This window comes from Xylanimonas oleitrophica, assembly GCF_003244315.1.
Lineage (GTDB): Bacteria > Actinomycetota > Actinomycetes > Actinomycetales > Cellulomonadaceae > Xylanimonas_A > Xylanimonas_A oleitrophica.
In genome coordinates, this window is record NZ_QKWH01000001.1 from 476,698 (window position 1) to 492,368 (window position 15,671).

A 15,671-nucleotide genomic window follows, 5' to 3' on the forward strand; every position below is an offset into this window, starting at 1 on the left:
CCGCAGCCTGAGTCACAGGGTGCTGATGAGGGCGACGCGGAACGCTGCCACCTGTGCCGGGACCGGCGTGCCGGACTGACGCACGACGGGGCGCACCGAGGTGTTCGCGGGCACCGGGATCAGCCACGACGCGGTCTGCCGCCACGAACCGGACGAGGACCCCTGGAACGCGTACATGCGGCCGGCGCTGAACCCTCCACCGTTGAAGCTCACACCGATGACAGGGCTCGCGGCGGCACCGTTCCACAGGTAGTCCATCGAGACCATGTACCAGCCTCGCACCGGCAGCACGACGGCCCCGGACGCGAGCGACAGGCCGTCCGCGTCCTGGGCCGCGTCGCAGACGGGGAACGTGTCGGTGCCCCCGCCCACGTTGATCGGGTTGGTCTGCTGCAGGTGGATCGCCAGGCTCCTGACGGCGTCGGCCGCCCACAGGCGCCGCCATGCGTCTCCGGAGCGCACGTAAACAGCATTCTCAGCGGTGATCCAGACTTGGTCGCCGGGCTTGACGACCGTCGGGTTGGCGGTGGCCCACGCGTCCGCCGCCGCGAGGGTCGCGAAAGTCATGATGTCGCGGATGCCAGCCACCAGGCCGTTGATCGCGGCACGGGTGGGCGGCTGGGTCTCGGGCATCAGCTCGTGGCCGCGGGCGTCAGTCACCATCGGGGGTCTCCTCGATCTCAGGGATGTCAGGGGTGTCGCCCTGGCGGGCGTGGAAGGCGTCGTGGATCGCGGTCACCGCGACGACGGCGCCGCACAGGGCGCACACGCTCCAGGCGTCGTCCTGCCGGACCGGGCCGGCGAGGGCCTCCTCGAGCGCAGGGGCTTCGGTGGGGTCGGTGGTCACACGCGCCTCCGGTAGGTGATCTCCAGGGCCATGCCGCCGCCGGCGCCGCGCACCGCGGCGTAGGAGCTGCCGACGAGCGCGAAGCCTCGGTAGGCGCCGGTGCGGAACGCTTCGCGGACGGCCGCGCTGCCGAGTACCCCGCCGACGGCGTACCAGCCGGTCCCGTTGACGCCGGGTCCGAGGGCGTCCCAGGTCGGGCCGGCGCCGTTCGGGATGCCCGACTTGGAGGGGTTGGTGATCGATGTCAGGGACACCCACCCCAGCGAGTAGGGCACCCCCAGGTCGACGCCCATCAGCTGCACGCGCATGGCCGTGATCTCGACGGCGCCGAGCTGGGTGATCTTGGTGCCGTACCCGGCGGCGCCGTACAGCAGCCCCGATCCGTCGCGCTGCCCCTGGTAGAGGATGTTCGGGTAGCCGTAGCGGCCTGCGTTCCAGTCGTCCCACCGGCTCGTGGACACCCGGTAGGTGCCCACCCACGACGGCTGGACGATGGTCCTGACCGTCTCGTAGCGCTCGACCGGCGCCGAGGAGGGGTAGGTGACCCTCGCGGAGTCCGACCACCCGGAGGGACCGCCGGCGTTGCTCTGCTGGATCTGGATCAGCATCGTCTGGCCAGCGCTGATCGACAGCGTGGTCGAGGTGCCCGTGACCGCTGCCCTGGTGGTCCACGTGGCGCCGCTGTTGGTCGAGTACCGCACCTGGGTGGTGTCGACGGTGGCCGGCTTGCTCCACGTCACGGTGACCGTGCCACCGGAGCGGGACACGGACGGTGCTGCCGGGCGGGCTGGCGCGACCGTAGCCGCGGCGCCGCGCCGCCCGATCGCGGCGACCCCTGACCCGTCAGCGGCCCATCCCAGCACGACGACGTCGCCCGCGGCCGGTGACGCGTAGGACGCGACGGTCCAGGCGGTCACCGTCTCCCCACCGCCGACGTCGACCGTGACCCGGCCCGCCTGCGAGCCCGACCCCACGGCCGTCACCGTCCCGAACAGGGGCTGCGCACCGACCTCAGGAGAGGGCACCGAGTCCCTGGGTGCCAGCGCCATCACCAGGGCACCCGACTGCTGGTCGCGCAGCACCCAGCAGGGCTGCCCGATCATCGCCGCCCAGTCCACGTCTGCCAGGGCAGGCAGGTCGATCGGGTCAGAGCCGCGCAGCTCGACCTGCACCGTGCGCTGGCCCGCGGCCACGATGGTGGCCAGCTCCACGGCCCGGATGTCCGCGCCAGGCTTCGGGCCCTGCGGGAGCGCCTGGACGAGCGCGGCGAGGGGGTTGGTCATTCCTCGACTCCTACGGTCAGGGACGTGGGGGTGGCGCCGAGCAGGTCGACGGTGCCGCCCAGCACGTAGCCGGTGCGGGTCACGCCGTCGCGGACCACGCGCACGGCGTCGTCGGGCTCAGGGCGCGGGTCTGGTGCGATCTGCACGTCGACCACGCGCGCCGGACGCAGGCCCTCGGCGAGCTTCTTGCGGCCCGCGGCGTAGGCCTGCGCCTCGGACGTGATGAGGTCGGAGGACCAGGCGGCGTTGACGCGCCCGTAGGTCGCCACCGCGTAGGGGCCGGCCGTGGCCTCGATGGGCTCGGTGCGAGCCAGGGGCTGCCCGTCGTCGCCCGTGATCGAGGACATGACCGTCCAGGAGTTGAAGACCCCGGTGCGAGACCCTGCGCGCGGGGCGGACACCAGGGTCGGCATGGCGCCGTCGCGGGTCGGCTCCCCGTCGCGGTAGGTCACCACAGGGGCGGGCGAGTCTGGCAGCGGCGGCAGCAGCTGCACGTTGCCGTCCGCGTCCGGGCGCATACGCGCTGGCCACGTGTCCGCGATCTCGTACAGCGCGGCCAGCCGGTCGCCCGACCATTGCTTGCCCGGGGTGACGTCGATCGACGGCAGGGCCGGGTCGATCAGCGCGACCATGCCCGCCGGGAGCATGCGCCGCAGCTCTGAGGCCAGGGTCGAGCCGGGCCCAGGTGAGCGGGGCACGAGGATCTGGTCGTCGGTCGCACGCTGGAGCAGGCCGACACCGCTCACGCGCACGGACCCGTCGTCCTGCTCTTCCCACGCCTGCACCCGGCAGGCGGCCAGGCGGGTGACGTACTGCGTGCCGGTCACCGCGGAGGTCACCACGACCGCCAGGGCCAGCCACTGCCCGTAGGTGGCCAGGGGGTGGGCGGTGTCGTCGCCGGGCAGCCAGTCACGGCGGCGACCGTCCTCCACGCTGTAGCGCGGCACGGTCAGGGTGCACGACTCGGGCACGCCCTTGCCGGCCACGTCCCAGGAGACCGACCCGGACAGGATCGGCACCTGCGCGGCCAGCATCCCGAGCTCGGGGTGCCATGCCTGGATGGACGGTTCCCAGCGGTAGCCGGAGGACATCACCGAGTGCGGGGCCCCGTCACGCATCGGGCACCTGACCGATCACGCCGTACTGGCCGTAGTCCAGGGCGTCGAAGTCGGCCCAGGTCCGGCCGGCGAAGAAGCGGTCGAAGTCGTCCCACGTGGAGGCCGACCACATGTGGTCGAAGTCGTCCCACGTGTACAGCGCGACCGGCACGTCCGGCTCCGGGTCGTCGATCCACTGCACCGTCAGCGTGTACACGCGGGACGTGGACAGGCCACCGTCCCCGTCCCACAGCTCCGACGGCCACCCCAGCACCACGCCGAGGTCGGTGGCGGGCAGGTCACGCACGGAGCCGTCGGTGCGCACGGCGATGCCGCCGCCCGCGCGCATCACGCGTGTCAGCGCCTCCCCGGCCTCCCGGGTCAGCAGCAGCCGGAACGTCGTGGTGCCGTCTCCGGCGGGACGCATGACCACCACCGGGCGGGACCGGCCCTCCACCCGGAAAGCCACGCTCCCCACGTGCGGGTCCCGCGGCAGGCCGTTGTGGATCCACATGCGCACCGGGATCACGGTGCGCCCGTCCAGCGACTGGACCAGCGCGCGCCGGTAGGCGCCGTCCGGCTGCCACCGCACCTGGACCGGGTCGGACGTCACGACCTGCTGACCGTGCGTCAGCTCGTACACCACCGGCAGGTTGATCGGGGCGCGCACGTCGATCAGCACGACCTGGCCGTCCGGCGCGGTCCGCCGTCCGCCGGGGACGTCCCACGTGACGTCCCCGGCCCGCCCTCGCACGACGAACTCCTCCCCCTGCGGGACACCGGTGACGATGAGCTGCACCGGCTCGGGGGTGAGCCCGCTGAGCAGGGACGCTGTGATCTGTGGCATTACTGGCGCCTCGCTCCCACGGCCAGGGCTGCCTCGTCGGCGGCCTGCTTCATCTCGGCGTGCACGACCGCACGCATGGGCTGCCCGTCCACCAGGAGGGTCAGCTCCGTGCCGGCCATCGCCTGCGCGAGCGCGCCCTTGTCGAGCGCCACCTGCACGGCTGTGACCCCACCGCCCGCCCCGGCCGCGGGGCTGGCGTAGGCCAGCGATCGGGTGACGTCAGCGGGCAGGACGTACCCCGACGTGCGGGGGACGTGGAGCTCGGGTCCCTCCTCGCCGACGATGTACGCCTGCCCGGCCTGGGTCGGGCCGCCCTTCGCACGCCGCGGCAGGCCGAACACCCCCGCGAGGAGGTTCTCGATCTGCTTGCCGACGCCGGCGATCTGCGCCTCGACCTGCGCCTGCTGCCGGGTGAGGTCGATGACCTGCGCGTTGGCCGCCGACAGGCCGCCCTTGGAGAACGCGCTGGTGACGTTCTGCCCGGTCAGGGCCGCGTACTGCTCGATGCTCGCGTACTGGCCGTTGAGTGCCCTGACCTCGGCCGCCGACATCGACAGCAGCGCGTCCGCCATCGCCAGGCCGCCCTGCACGCCGGCCTGCCCGACCTCCTGCACGATCGCGGGAGCGAACCCCCTCGACACGAGCTGGCCGACCTTGCTGGACAGGCTCTTGACCTTGCTGGCGTAGTCGCGTGCCGAGGCCAGGATGCCCGCGCCGGTCGGGCGGCCCGACCACGGGTCCCGCCCGGACGCCGAGTCCAGCGAGAACCCGCCGATCAGCGACGACGCGGTGCGGTCGCTGATCTGCTGGAGCTCGGCTGCGCGCTGCTTGGCGGCGTCGAGCTGGTCGGTGACGTGCGTCAGCGTCCCGTACAGGCGCGAGAACGACTTCTCGGCCTGCTCGCCCATGCGGGCCAGGCTGACCCGGGAGGAGTACGCGAGGGACTCGTCCTGGTCCAGGGTGCGCAGCCGGTCGACCAGGGACTGCGCCGAGGAGAGGCCGCCGGTCGCCTGCCCGAGGATGTCGCCGCGCGAGAGCGTGCGCTCGTAGGCGGCCCTGTCCTTCGCGAACGCCTGGAGCTGCGCGACGGCGTCGTTGTACCGCTTCTCCGCCGCCCAGAACCGCTCGTCCAGGCTGCGCTTGCGGTCCTCGTCGCCGCGGGTGGCGGCTGCCTGGATCTGCGGCCACAGCCGCTGCATCTCGGCCTGCGCACGGTCACGCTGCGTCTCGTACTGCCGCGACGTCGCCGACACGCGACCGCCCCCGGCGTACCCACCCAGGCCCAGCGCGTCCGCGCCGCGCTCGTTGAGCGCGTCGAGGAAGCCCGGCGCGACCCGCTCGATCGACTGCCTCGATTCCTTGCGGACCACGTACTCGTCCCGGTGGACGATCCCGGCCGGCTCGTGCTTGCCGCCCGGCCCCGTGTACCCACCGGTCGCGAACGTCTGCCGGCCGCCGAGCCCAGAGGTCCCCACCGAGACGGTGCCGTTCACACCGACGGTCACGGTGCGCGACAGGCCCGCCAGCGACGCCTTGATGGCCTCGATGGTGGGTGTGGCGTTGTCGCGGGCGGACACGACGATCGCACCGCCCTGCTTCGACACCCAGTCCGTCAGGCGGACCGTGACCGCGCGCCCCTTCGAGTCCTCACCCGTGATCGTGACCGCACCCGTCGTCGAGTCGACGGCGTGCTTGTAGTTGCTCAGGGTGGTGCGCGCCTCACCGTCCGACCCGTAGATCGTGACCGTGCCCGACGCCTGATCCACCTGCGCCGTCAGCCCGTACAGCACCCGCTCAGCCGACCCCGAGTGACCCTCGATCTCGACCGTGCCCTTGGCCGCACCGATGTCCGACGTCAGCCGGGCCAGCGTCTGGTGCGCCAGCGTCGCGTCCGCCGCGATCGTCCAGGGCTTGACGTGCCCGGCCTCCTGCTCGATCGTCGTCCGCAGCCCCCGCGCGGCACCCTCCGCCTCGGCGGTGTTGCCGGTGAACGTCACCGGCCACTCGCCAGGCACCTGCTCCGTGATGGTGGCGCCGAGCCGGGCAGCCTCAGCCTCGACCGTCGTCGACCCGTCACGCAGCCCCTGCGCCAGCGAGTCCGCCAGCGCGGCCGCCGCCTCCGGACCCTGCGACTGCATCACAGCGGTGACGAGCGCCATGCCGCGCTCCATCTCCAGCACCCATTCCGACGACGCCCCAGCCAGCGTCTCCTGCGTCAGCGCGTCGAACCGCGCCAGCTCCTCCACGCTGGCGGTGGTCAGCTGCTCGACCAGGCCGGCCGCCTCCGGACCCAGGGACTGCAGGTAGCCGATGGTCGACGCCGACAGGGAGTCGGTCAGGCGCATGAGGTTGGACTGCCAGTTCTGCTGCGCCTGCACCTGCCGGTCGAGCTCGGCGAGGTAGTCCGACAGACTGACCTTGACGTCGCCGACGAACTTCTTCCAGGCGTCGCCCTCCTGGCCCTTGGACTTGGCCGTCTTCTTGGCCGTCTCCTCCTGCTTGGCCTGCTGGGCGGACAGCATCTCCGTGTACGTGCCCGAGATGTTGATGAACGACCGGGACGCCTCGTCGTAGGACTCGCGCGTCTTCTGGACCCGCTTCGCGAGCTCGTCCAGCGCGTCCGACGACAGGTTCGCCGAGGCCCCCACACCGTCCATGCCCTCGGCCAGGTCGGATGCCGACTGACTGGCCATGTCCTGCGCGTTCTCCGCCTCCAGGAGCACGTCCCGGAACGAAGGCATGAGCTCCAGCAGTTGCGCGGTGCTGGCGCCCGTGAGGTCGAGGTAGGCCTGGAACTTGGCGGTCGCCATCGCCGGGTCCGAGGCGTACATGGAGGCCAGAGCCTGGCCCATGCGCTCGAGCTCGTCAGTGACCAGGTCGGCCGACGAGTTCATCCCGAGGAGGTTGCCGGCGAAGTCGTCGAACCGGTCCATGATCCCGGGGTCGGTGACGCGCTCGAAGGCCTCGCGGAGGTTGTAGCTGTCACCAGCGATGCCCTTGATCTGGACCGCGGCGAGCTCTGCGGCGTCCGAGACGTCGAGGAGGATGCGAGTCCACTCCGCAGCGCTACGGGGGTCCGACTCCTCCCCGAACGCTGCGGCGGCGATCTGGGCTGCCGTGAAAGCCGCGGCGGCGACGCCGAGCGCCTTGGCGAGTGCGCCGAGGGCAGGGCCGAAACGGCGGAGCTTGTCCACCGTTCCGGGCGAGATGGCGCCGATGTCCCGCATGGCGCGGGCCGTCTCGATCACGCGGGGGAAGGTCAGCAGGAAGCCGCCCGCGAGGAGGCTGGTCACGCCGACGAGGCCGGTCATCCCGCCGATGGCCTGCTGCATCGGGGCAGGCAGGGCCCCGAAGGCCTCGGCGAGCCCCGCGACGGCGTCGGCGCCGGCGGCCAGCGCGGGCAGGAATGCCTGCCCGACAGTGATCGCCGAGTCGGTGATCGCGTTCTTCGCGATCTGCATCTTGGCCTCGGCGGTGTCGTACCGCTTGCCCGCCTCGTCGACGAGGGCGGTGTTGGCCTCCCACTCCTCGTTTGCCAGGCCGACGGCGCGGGTGGCCATGCCGGTGGCGGTGGCCAGACCCTGGAGCATGCCGACCTGCCGGATGCCGGCGATGTTCAGGTCCTTGAGGGTGCCGTAGGTGTTCCCGCCAGCCTTGTTCATCGCGTCGAGGCCGCCGATGACGGCGTCGAGCGCGACGATCGGGTTGCTCCGCCACGTGCTCGCGAACCGCTCAGCGCTCATGCCGGCCAGGTCAGCGAAGCCCTGCAGGTCACCGGAGCCCTCGACGACCGCCTTGGAGATCGTCTGGATGGTCTGCGACATGGCCGTGCCACCGGCCTCGGCCTCGATGCCGATCGAGGACATGGCGGCGGCGAGGCCGAGGACCTGCGGCTCGGTGAAGCCCGCGACGGCGCCGGCGGCCGACAGGCGGGTCGACATCGCGACGATGTCAGCCTCGGTCGTGGCGAAGTTGTTGCCCAGGCCGACCACGGACGCGCCGAGGCGGCCGATGTCAGACTCGCTCGTGCCCATCACGGCCGCGAACTTCGCCAGCGCCATGGCCGCTTCCTCGGCGGACAGGTTCGTCGTCTCGCCAAGGTCGATCATCGTGCGCGTGAACTGCACGATGCCGCCCGTGCTGATGCCGAGCTGGCCGGCCGCCTCCGCCACGGCGGCGATCTCGGTGTGCGACGACGGCAGCTCGCGCGCCATGCCGCGCAGACCCGCCTCCACCGCGGCCAGCTGCTGCGGCGTGCCCTCGACGGTCTTGAGCACGCCCGTCCAGGCCGACTCCCAGTCGACGGCAGCCTTGACCGTGGCGCCGGCGGTGGCCGTGGTGATCGCGCCGAATGCCGACAGCGCCATCCCGGCCCGGTCCCACGACTCGCGGTTCTGCTCGACCGAGGTCGTCAGGCGCCCGAGTGCGGTCTGCTGCTGAGCGGCAGCCGCCGACGTCTGCTCCATGGAGGCGCGGTGGGCGGCCTCGGCGGCCGTGACCTCCTTGGTGGCCTTGTCCACGTCGCGGCGCGCCTTGGCCACCCGCTCCTCGGCCGCGACGGCCTGCGTCGACTGCGCCCCGTGCCGGGTGCGCGCGTCCGCGAGCTGCTGCTCGGCGACTCGCAGGCGCCCGGCAGCGTCGGCCTGGGCCTTCTGCGCCCGGTCGACCCGCTGCCCCGCCTTCTCCGCCGCGTCGGCCACCTTGTCGGTGGCCTTGGCCGCGAGGTCCATCCCCCGGACGAATGCCTGGTACTCGGCCTCGAGACGGATGGCGTAGGAGCGAGTCGTCACGATTCACCCCCTGGAGAGTCGGCACTGTGCTGTTGAATGGCGGGATGAGCGAAAAGACAAAGGGCGGCCAGGCTCTGCTGCCGCTGCTGAGCGTGATCGGGCTAGGAGCCCTGCTGATCGGCGCGATACGCGGCATCAACGGCATCCCGAGCGGGTGGCTGATCGCGCTCGTCGGCTCGGTGCTGCTCGTGGGCGGTCTGATCCATCGAGCGGTCCGCCAGAGCCGGAGCAGCTAGGTCCCCCGCCTGGTCCTGGACGCGGTGGACCAGGAGGTACTCGCCCGGGCCCGGCTCCTTGCGCTTCGTCGCCTGCCCCTTGGCCGCGCACGCCTGGCAGGTGACCTTCTCCACCTCGTACTCGCCCTCGGAGCGGGGGTCCCACGCGTGTCCCTTGGGCTGACCGCAGCCGGGGCACGCTGACGCTTCGAGCAGCAGCAGCGCCTCGGCCAGCGCCCGGTCACGCGACGACCACGCACCGCCAGGTGCGGCCGCACCGAGGTACACGGTGGGCCGCACCTTCCACTCGCGGGCGGCGCGCAGACCGAGGGTCAGCCCCGGGCGCTCCTCGAGGTGGCGGAGGAGAAAGGGGCGTCGATCACCGGCTCACCGAACTTGGCCTCCGCGACGGCGGTCAGGAGGCGGCCGACCTGCAGCGGGCCGTGCGGCTTGCGCTCCATGGCCTTGAGCTGGGCGACGGTGATGGGCTGGCCGACGGCGGTGCCGGCCAGGACGTTGCCCTGCCAGTCCTCGACGCGGACGACGGACGCGGCGATCTGGTGCAAGTTGCGCTCGTTCTGCGCCGCGGTCCGCTCCGCCTCGCGCGCCCCGTTCGCCACGACCCACTCGGCGTGCTCGGCCTCGTACCTGGCCTTCACGCTGGGGTGGGCGTTCTTCGACGGCTTCTCCGGCTCGGGCAGAGCGTCCGGCACCGGGTGCTCCTCGTTGATCGCCTTGAAGACCTCGCCGTCGAGCGCAGTCACGTACCAGGTCGTCTTGGACTGCTGCTGGATCTCGGCGAGCTCGGCGATGCGGGCCTCGATCCGCGCGACCCGGCCGCCGTCGTCCTCGACGGAACGCTCTCCGGCGGCCTCCTCGCGGCGAGCGACGTCGAGCTCGCGCACGAGGTGCTCGTACTCGCCGAACACGCTGGTGTTGCCGTAGATCTCGACGGACCGCTCGGTGGCGGACATGCCGCTGATCCAGGTGTCGAGGTCGAACGCCGGGGCCAGGGTGGGCTCGGCGGCGGGCTGGTCGGGGGTGGTGTCGGTGATGGACTGCTCGATCACGGGGTGCTCCTTCACGGGGTTCACGGGGTCACGGGGTGGGTGGTTCCCGGCCGGGCGCGCCCCGTGTCGCACGCCCGGCCGGGGGTCGAGGGGGTCAGGAGCCGGCGCCGCCCGCCGCGGCGGTGACCTTGGCGCCCTTCTTGAAGCGGCCCTGCTGCAGCAGCGGGAACGTGGCCTTGAGGAAGCCCTCGCCCTGACCGCCCGTGGTCTGCGGGTTGTCGATCATCACGAGGTAGACGTCGTACTCGTCGCCCTCGGCGGCGGCCTGCGCGGCGGGCTTGCCGACGCGCTTGGCGATCCAGCCGATGACGCCGACCGAGGAGCCGATGACGGCCAGCGGGTCGTTCGCGGTGGGCTCGCCGTTCTCGTAGTCGCGGAAGAGCACGAGGCTGCCGGCGTAGTTGCCGACGGTCGGCGTGACGACGTTCGCGACGTCGGTGACGGACCGCTCGTTGACGGTGTCCGACGCCTCGACGTCCAGCGTGGTCGTGGTGACCACCTGGCTCGAGATGTTCTTGACGCCGGTCGCGGTCAGCTCCGACAGGTCCGGCATGAGCTCGTTGGCGATGCCGTTCTCGCCGGGGATCCACAGGTACTGGGTGACGCCCAGGTCGACGATGCGGGGCATGGTCAGGCCTCCTTCTTCTCCGCCGTCTGGGCGGACTTCGCGGTGGGGGTGGGAGCCGGCCGGGTGGTCGGCTGGGTGGCCACCACCGCGGGGGTGGCGGACAGGTCGCGGCGGGTGACCTCGATCGGCTTGAAGCCGGGCAGGGCGGTCTGGTCGCCGCGGGCGACCTCGATCGGCTGGAATCCGGCCGTCGAGGGCTTCGGGGTGCGCTTCGCCATCGGGTGCCTCCTCAGGTGTGTTCGGGCATGGCGAGGACCCCCGTGCGCGGCGCGCAGGGGGCGTACTAGGGGTGGGGTCAGACGGTCAGGGCCGACCAGCGGGTGGGCAGGAACCAGCGGGGCGGGATCGTGTCCGGGTCCTTCGTGATGACGCCGCCGACCTCGTCCTCGGTCAGGCGCACGCCCGGTGCGACCTCGAGGAGGTGCAGGCGAGCGCGGACGACGGGGATGGCCTGCATGAGCCAGGTCGGGTGGCCAGCGGCGATGTTCACGTGGGTGCGCCACACGTCGCCGGTGCTGGCCCGGGTGACGTCCTGCTCGGGGCCGGGCTCACCGCCGGTGGACCACACGAGTGCGTAGGGGTAGACGCGGCCGCTGTTGTCGGCGGGCGGGGTCTGCAGCGGGTCGCCGGGGTCGGCGCCCGGGATGCGTCCGACCTCGCCGTCGTAGACGGTCACGGTGGTCTGGTCGAGCGCCGTGAGCACGGCGTCGTGCATGGCCGCGACGTTCACAGCCGGTCCACGATCTGCGCCATGGCCTGCTCGAAGGCTGGGGCGTTGCGGTCCAGGGCCGGACCCATGTACGGCTGCGGCGCCATCTTCGAGGTGCCGAGCTCGACGAAGAGGCCGTAGTTCGCGGTCGGGCCGACCTCGCCGGACACGCTTCCGGCGGTGGCCTGCACGTCGGAGCTGATCGTGGCGCGCAGGTTGCCGGTGTCGACCGGGACACCGGTCTTCGCGTCGCGCTCGACGTCGAGGGTGGCCTTGCGCACGACGAGCTCCACGATGGGGCCCGCCTTCTGCCCGGCCTGCCGCAGGTCGGTGGACATGCGGCGGATGCCGCGCACGTCGAACCCCATCAGCCACCACCTCCGGGCTGGTTGTTCTGCTCATCGACGGCGGTCAGGACGTGCTCGAGCGCGTGGGACGAGTACGGCGCCGACGTGACGGTGTACTCGCGGCCGACGAGCGCGGTGGGCCCGTTGGCGTCGACGGCGTCGACGCGGATGCGGGCGCCGATGGCCTGGGCGGCCGCGGGCCGAGGGAGGGCGACGGTGACCTCTCGGACGGTGACGTCCTGCCCGGCGGCGTCACGGATGCCGGCGTCGAGCGCCTGGTAGGTGATGCGGGCAGGCCCGGTGTAGGTCTGGATCGGGATGGACGGGCGGGGGCCGGTCACCGGGTCCCAGCCGCCGCCCGTGCTGCCCTGCGTGATCGTCACGACCGCGTTCATCGAGCCCTGCGTTGTGGCCGTGTGGTGAGCGGCCCAGTCGGGGTGGATGGGGCGGGTGCTGTCGAGCGGCACGGCCGGTCACCGCCTCACGGGTAGGGGCTGAACTCGATCACGCCGAACCCGCGGGGACCGCCCGGCATCCAGGCGGCGTCGTCCTCGGCCTGGACAGCCTGGTCGCGCAGGGTCTGGGCGTGCTTGCGCAGCGCGTCGGCGACCTTGGCGCCGTCGGTGCTGATGCCGTCCGCGGTGCGGACCACCTTGCCGACGAGGGCCTCGCTGGTCGCGATGGCATCGAGGGCGTCGGCCGCGGCCCGCTTGACGACCCAGACGGGGGCGTCGTCCTCGCTGCCGCCCTGCAGGGCGAGGTAGCCGCTGATCTGGTCGTCGGTCAGGGTGCGGCGGGCCTCGTCGGACGCGACGTCGGCGAGCAGGAGCCGGACCTGCTCGACGGGCGTGCTGTAGCCCACGGTGACCTCCAGGGGGACGGTGAGGGCGAGGTGGGCGGGGTGGTGGCCGCCCCGCACCGGGTGCGGGGCGGCCACCGGCCGGGTCAGGAGCCGGCGCCGTCCGAGGCGTAGGTCGCCTTCGGGTCGACGTGGGCCGCGCCCACGACGTGACGCACCCGGTACTGGATGGTGTCGTCGTCGAACGACCCGTCCTCGGGCGCGATGAGGCCGCCGCCCACACGCGAGCCGGTGTCGGCCTTCACGCGCAGGTCGGGCGTCTCGTGGCCCCGCAGGAAGCCCAGGGTGAGGGCCTCACGAGCCTGGCCCGGGGTCGGGACCAGGAACCACGAGCTGGCCGCCGTCGCCGACCGGTCGATGACCGGCAGCCACGGGTTCACGGCCAGCTTGACCTTGCCGGCCATGTAGTTCGACGTGACGGTCGTCTGACCGTTCTGGTCGGTGAACCGCAGCTCGGTGGCCTGCAGGATGCGGTTCGCCTGCGTCTCCAGGCCGGGGCCCACGACGAGCGTGAACGACGGCACCGAGATGGGGCGGTTGTCGCTGTCGCGGCGCTGCCCGATGGCCGTGATGGCCTTGTCGAGGTTCTCGCCGGTCAGCGGGTCGTGCGCCACGGCGTTGCCGTTGGCCGACTTGAAGAACGACGTGTTGATGCCGCCCGAGCCGACCAGGAGCGACGTGGCGAGGAAGTCCTCGGTCTCCACGGCGCCCTGCGCCAGACGCTGCGGCAGGTCCCGGAAGGCGTCCAGGTCGTCGTTGATGATCATCTCCCAGGTCAGGGGGATGCGAGCGCCGCGCTTGGCCACCTTGAGGGTGTACTTGCCCTCGGTGAGCTTGCGGGCCGGGTACTCGGCGCCCTCCCCGACCGGGTCGAGGATGGAGCGGCCGCCGAGCAGGTCGACGAGCTCCTTCGGCCGGAAGTCGCGCACGGTGGTGCGGCCGGCGAACGTCGCCCACGTCGAGGGCAGCGACCCGTAGGACGCCATGAGGACGCGGTCGAACACCCCGCCGAGCAGGTAGGGGAAGTCCGACGTGGAGAGCGACTCGACGAGCCGCACCCGGGCGCGCATGCCCTTGATGCCACCGGAGTGCATGACCTCGCCCCAGAGCTCGGCCGCCTCCTTGATCTTGGCGTGGTACTGGGCGCCGCGGGCCGGGGCGCGGAAGCCGCCCTCGGCGCCGCTCTTCTCACCCTCAGCGACCGCGAGGTCACCGGTGAGGATCTCGATGTTGTCCATGGGGGTCCTCCTCAGACCTGCGCGATGGCGACGGGGATCTCGGCAGCGGCCGCGGCCTTGGTGGCCAGGGCGTAGCCGAACAGGGTGTTGTCCGTGGCGGTCGCGGTGAGCTGGCCGCTGGACGTGATGTAGACCGGGTCGCCCACGTTGGTGACGGCCCCGGTGACGGAGAGGTTGAAGGCGCCCGCGCGCCACACGGTCGCGGTGCCGTCCTCGGCGCGGTCGGTGATGGCGACGCCCACGAGGGAACCGACCTTCACGGCCTGCCCGGACTTGACGCCGGACGCGACGGGCAGGGTCACGTGGACCGCGTCACGCAGGTACTCGTTCGTGGCCATGGCTCAGGCCCCCTTCGACATGTCGAACGCGGCCAGGGCCGCAGCGTGCGCGTCGGCCTCGGTGACCGACGTCTGGACGGGCTGGGTGGCGCCGACACCGCGGACGGAGCCGACACCCGACGCCTCGGCGATGGACGCCAGGAGCGTCTCGTGGGCCTTGCGGGCCTCGTTCACGACCTCGCCGAACTTCTCGGTGTCGAGGCGGTGCTCGGCGTCGAGGGGCAGCGGGTTGCGGGTGGCCTCGGCGACGATCGCGTCGAGCGACGCCGGGACGAGGTCCTTGTTGGCCTCGCTGGCGAGCTTGCGCGCGAAGTCGCGCGCCTTGGCGGCGGCCACGGCCTGGTCACGCTCGGACTCGGCGGCGGCGGCTCGGGCCTCGGCGGCCTCGACCTTCGCCTCGAGCGCCGGCACCAGGGCGGCCTTCTCCTCGAGGCCCGCGTAGCGAGCCTCGTCGACCTGGATGGTCCCCATGGGGTCCTCCTTCTTGTGGGGCGGGCGGGGTCCCGCCTCCACGGCGGGCGGGTTGGGCTCGGCCGCGGGCGCGGCTTCGCGGACCGGCGCCGGGGCGGCGTCGGTGGTCTGGGTGGTGGCGGTGCTTGCGGCCTCGTTGACGGGCACGTAGACGGTCGTGGCGCGCACCTCGATGCGCTCACCGGTCAGTTCCTGCGGCACGCCGTCGGCGGACGTGTACGACTGCTGGTAGGTGCCGGGGGTCTCGCCGTGGATGGAGAACCACACGTTCGCGTCGTCGAAGTCGCGGACGTACACCCACCGGTCGTCGGCGCCGTAGGCGTCCCCGACGAGACGGTCGAGCGCCTCTCGCTTGTCGTTCGCGGTCGCCTCGGCGACACCACGCTCGACGGCGCGCACGTTCGCGCGGGCCGACTCTACGAGCTGCAGGACCTTGCCGCCGCGGCCCGCCTTGGTCACGAAGTCGACCGACTGGGCCTCGATGATGCGGGAGATGACCGGGCGGCCCTGGTCGTCGTTCTCGCTCACCTCGGCCGACGCGCGGATCGACAGGCCGATGGCGTCCTTCATCTCGGCGATGGCGGCCCGCCACGGGGTGAAGACCTCGATCTCGGCATCGAGGGCGCCGCCGTCCTCGTCGACGAAGACCGCGTCGGTCACGAGGCGGGCGGCGAGGTCCTTCACGGACCGCTCGGGCCGGTCCCACCGCTCGGACTCGGACGGGTGGTCGAGGTACATGTGGGTGCCGGCGGCGAAGACGTTCGCCTCGGCGGCCGCCTTGATCGTCTCGACGGGGTACACCCCGGACGAGCCGACGCCGGCGGAGATGATGCGGACCTTGAACCGGCCCGCGCCCTGGACGGCCTTGGTCGCCTCGGTCAGGGAGGTCGACTCACGCAGGATCGTGGTGGACATGGTCACCTCCCGGGGGA

Annotated in this window: 17 protein-coding genes; 1 reads left to right on the top strand and 16 read right to left on the bottom strand. The window is 72.4% G+C overall.

The genetic code is table 11. The features are described 5' to 3' along the window. Positions 1 to 12 precede the first annotated feature (12 nt). From DNL40_RS02270 to DNL40_RS02295, 6 genes are read right to left on the bottom strand one after another with little or no spacing between them, the layout of a single operon-like run. On the bottom strand, positions 13 to 663 hold the full coding sequence (locus DNL40_RS02270) for a hypothetical protein (RefSeq protein WP_111249579.1): 651 nt from the start codon (positions 661 to 663) through the stop codon (positions 13 to 15). Then, entirely contained in the window at positions 653 to 847 is a 195-nt protein-coding gene (locus tag DNL40_RS02275) for a hypothetical protein (protein ID WP_111249580.1), read from the bottom strand. Before DNL40_RS02275 ends, DNL40_RS02270 begins: the two co-directional genes overlap by 11 nt. Further along, positions 844 to 2,130 carry a hypothetical protein gene (locus DNL40_RS02280; protein WP_111249581.1) on the bottom strand — a complete coding sequence of 429 codons (1,287 nt, stop codon included), beginning with the start codon at positions 2,128 to 2,130 and terminating at the stop codon, positions 844 to 846. The genes DNL40_RS02275 and DNL40_RS02280 overlap by 4 nt, the downstream gene beginning before the upstream one ends. After that, entirely contained in the window at positions 2,127 to 3,248 is a 1,122-nt protein-coding gene (locus tag DNL40_RS02285) for a hypothetical protein (RefSeq protein WP_111249582.1), read from the bottom strand. Before DNL40_RS02285 ends, DNL40_RS02280 begins: the two co-directional genes overlap by 4 nt. Continuing rightward, entirely contained in the window at positions 3,241 to 4,074 is an 834-nt protein-coding gene (locus DNL40_RS02290; protein WP_111249583.1) for a hypothetical protein, read from the bottom strand. The genes DNL40_RS02285 and DNL40_RS02290 overlap by 8 nt, the downstream gene beginning before the upstream one ends. Next, positions 4,074 to 8,864 carry a phage tail tape measure protein gene (locus tag DNL40_RS02295; RefSeq protein ID WP_111249584.1) on the bottom strand — a complete coding sequence of 1,597 codons (4,791 nt, stop codon included), beginning with the start codon at positions 8,862 to 8,864 and terminating at the stop codon, positions 4,074 to 4,076. Before DNL40_RS02295 ends, DNL40_RS02290 begins: the two co-directional genes overlap by 1 nt. 44 nt (positions 8,865 to 8,908) lie before the next feature. Between DNL40_RS02295 and DNL40_RS16140 the strand changes: the two genes are divergently transcribed. Next, positions 8,909 to 9,100: a hypothetical protein gene (locus DNL40_RS16140; protein WP_146251995.1), complete on the top strand. Its 192-nt coding sequence runs from the start codon at positions 8,909 to 8,911 to the stop codon at positions 9,098 to 9,100. Positions 9,101 to 9,411: 311 nt separating this feature from the next. Here DNL40_RS16140 and DNL40_RS02305 read toward each other — a convergent pair whose 3' ends face one another. The 10 genes from DNL40_RS02305 to DNL40_RS02350 form a co-directional block, all read right to left on the bottom strand. Beyond that, positions 9,412 to 10,149: a hypothetical protein gene (locus DNL40_RS02305; RefSeq protein ID WP_146251996.1), complete on the bottom strand. Its 738-nt coding sequence runs from the start codon at positions 10,147 to 10,149 to the stop codon at positions 9,412 to 9,414. A gap of 94 nt (positions 10,150 to 10,243) precedes the next feature. Continuing rightward, positions 10,244 to 10,777, bottom strand: a complete 534-nt coding sequence (locus tag DNL40_RS02310) for a phage tail tube protein (protein WP_111249587.1) — start codon at positions 10,775 to 10,777, stop codon at positions 10,244 to 10,246. 2 nt (positions 10,778 to 10,779) lie between these two features. After that, complete coding sequence (locus tag DNL40_RS02315) at positions 10,780 to 10,995, bottom strand: hypothetical protein (protein WP_111249588.1); 216 nt, start codon at positions 10,993 to 10,995, stop codon at positions 10,780 to 10,782. Between the two features lie 77 nt (positions 10,996 to 11,072). Continuing rightward, on the bottom strand, positions 11,073 to 11,492 hold the full coding sequence (locus DNL40_RS02320) for a hypothetical protein (protein WP_146251997.1): 420 nt from the start codon (positions 11,490 to 11,492) through the stop codon (positions 11,073 to 11,075). An 11-nt stretch (positions 11,493 to 11,503) separates the two neighbouring features. Continuing rightward, on the bottom strand, positions 11,504 to 11,854 hold the full coding sequence (locus tag DNL40_RS02325; protein ID WP_111249590.1) for an HK97-gp10 family putative phage morphogenesis protein: 351 nt from the start codon (positions 11,852 to 11,854) through the stop codon (positions 11,504 to 11,506). Then, a complete protein-coding gene (locus DNL40_RS02330; RefSeq protein ID WP_111249591.1) occupies positions 11,854 to 12,300 on the bottom strand; it encodes a DUF6093 family protein in 447 nt (148 codons plus the stop codon). The genes DNL40_RS02325 and DNL40_RS02330 overlap by 1 nt, the downstream gene beginning before the upstream one ends. A gap of 14 nt (positions 12,301 to 12,314) precedes the next feature. Then, positions 12,315 to 12,770, bottom strand: coding sequence for a hypothetical protein (locus DNL40_RS02335; protein WP_111249592.1), 456 nt, complete (start codon positions 12,768 to 12,770; stop codon positions 12,315 to 12,317). An 8-nt stretch (positions 12,771 to 12,778) separates the two neighbouring features. Then, the gene (locus tag DNL40_RS02340) at positions 12,779 to 13,930 is read right to left on the bottom strand and encodes a phage major capsid protein (RefSeq protein ID WP_111249593.1); all 1,152 of its coding nucleotides are present in this window, start codon (positions 13,928 to 13,930) and stop codon (positions 12,779 to 12,781) included. A gap of 11 nt (positions 13,931 to 13,941) precedes the next feature. Continuing rightward, on the bottom strand, positions 13,942 to 14,268 hold the full coding sequence (locus tag DNL40_RS02345; RefSeq protein ID WP_111249594.1) for a DUF2190 family protein: 327 nt from the start codon (positions 14,266 to 14,268) through the stop codon (positions 13,942 to 13,944). A 3-nt stretch (positions 14,269 to 14,271) separates the two neighbouring features. Further along, positions 14,272 to 15,654, bottom strand: coding sequence for a hypothetical protein (locus DNL40_RS02350; RefSeq protein WP_111249595.1), 1,383 nt, complete (start codon positions 15,652 to 15,654; stop codon positions 14,272 to 14,274). Between the last annotated feature and the right edge of the window lie 17 nt (positions 15,655 to 15,671).

Coding starts and splice junctions, on each gene's coding strand:
- DNL40_RS02315 (WP_111249588.1), bottom strand. CDS start 10,995: ATGGCGAAGCGCACCCCGAAGCCCTCGACGGCCGGATTCCAGCCGATC.
- DNL40_RS16140 (WP_146251995.1), top strand. CDS start 8,909: ATGAGCGAAAAGACAAAGGGCGGCCAGGCTCTGCTGCCGCTGCTGAGC.
- DNL40_RS02290 (WP_111249583.1), bottom strand. CDS start 4,074: ATGCCACAGATCACAGCGTCCCTGCTCAGCGGGCTCACCCCCGAGCCG.
- DNL40_RS02345 (WP_111249594.1), bottom strand. CDS start 14,268: ATGGCCACGAACGAGTACCTGCGTGACGCGGTCCACGTGACCCTGCCC.
- DNL40_RS02320 (WP_146251997.1), bottom strand. CDS start 11,492: ATGCACGACGCCGTGCTCACGGCGCTCGACCAGACCACCGTGACCGTC.
- DNL40_RS02285 (WP_111249582.1), bottom strand. CDS start 3,248: ATGCGTGACGGGGCCCCGCACTCGGTGATGTCCTCCGGCTACCGCTGG.
- DNL40_RS02350 (WP_111249595.1), bottom strand. CDS start 15,654: ATGTCCACCACGATCCTGCGTGAGTCGACCTCCCTGACCGAGGCGACC.
- DNL40_RS02325 (WP_111249590.1), bottom strand. CDS start 11,854: ATGGGGTTCGACGTGCGCGGCATCCGCCGCATGTCCACCGACCTGCGG.
- DNL40_RS02310 (WP_111249587.1), bottom strand. CDS start 10,777: ATGCCCCGCATCGTCGACCTGGGCGTCACCCAGTACCTGTGGATCCCC.
- DNL40_RS02270 (WP_111249579.1), bottom strand. CDS start 663: ATGGTGACTGACGCCCGCGGCCACGAGCTGATGCCCGAGACCCAGCCG.
- DNL40_RS02340 (WP_111249593.1), bottom strand. CDS start 13,930: ATGGACAACATCGAGATCCTCACCGGTGACCTCGCGGTCGCTGAGGGT.
- DNL40_RS02280 (WP_111249581.1), bottom strand. CDS start 2,130: ATGACCAACCCCCTCGCCGCGCTCGTCCAGGCGCTCCCGCAGGGCCCG.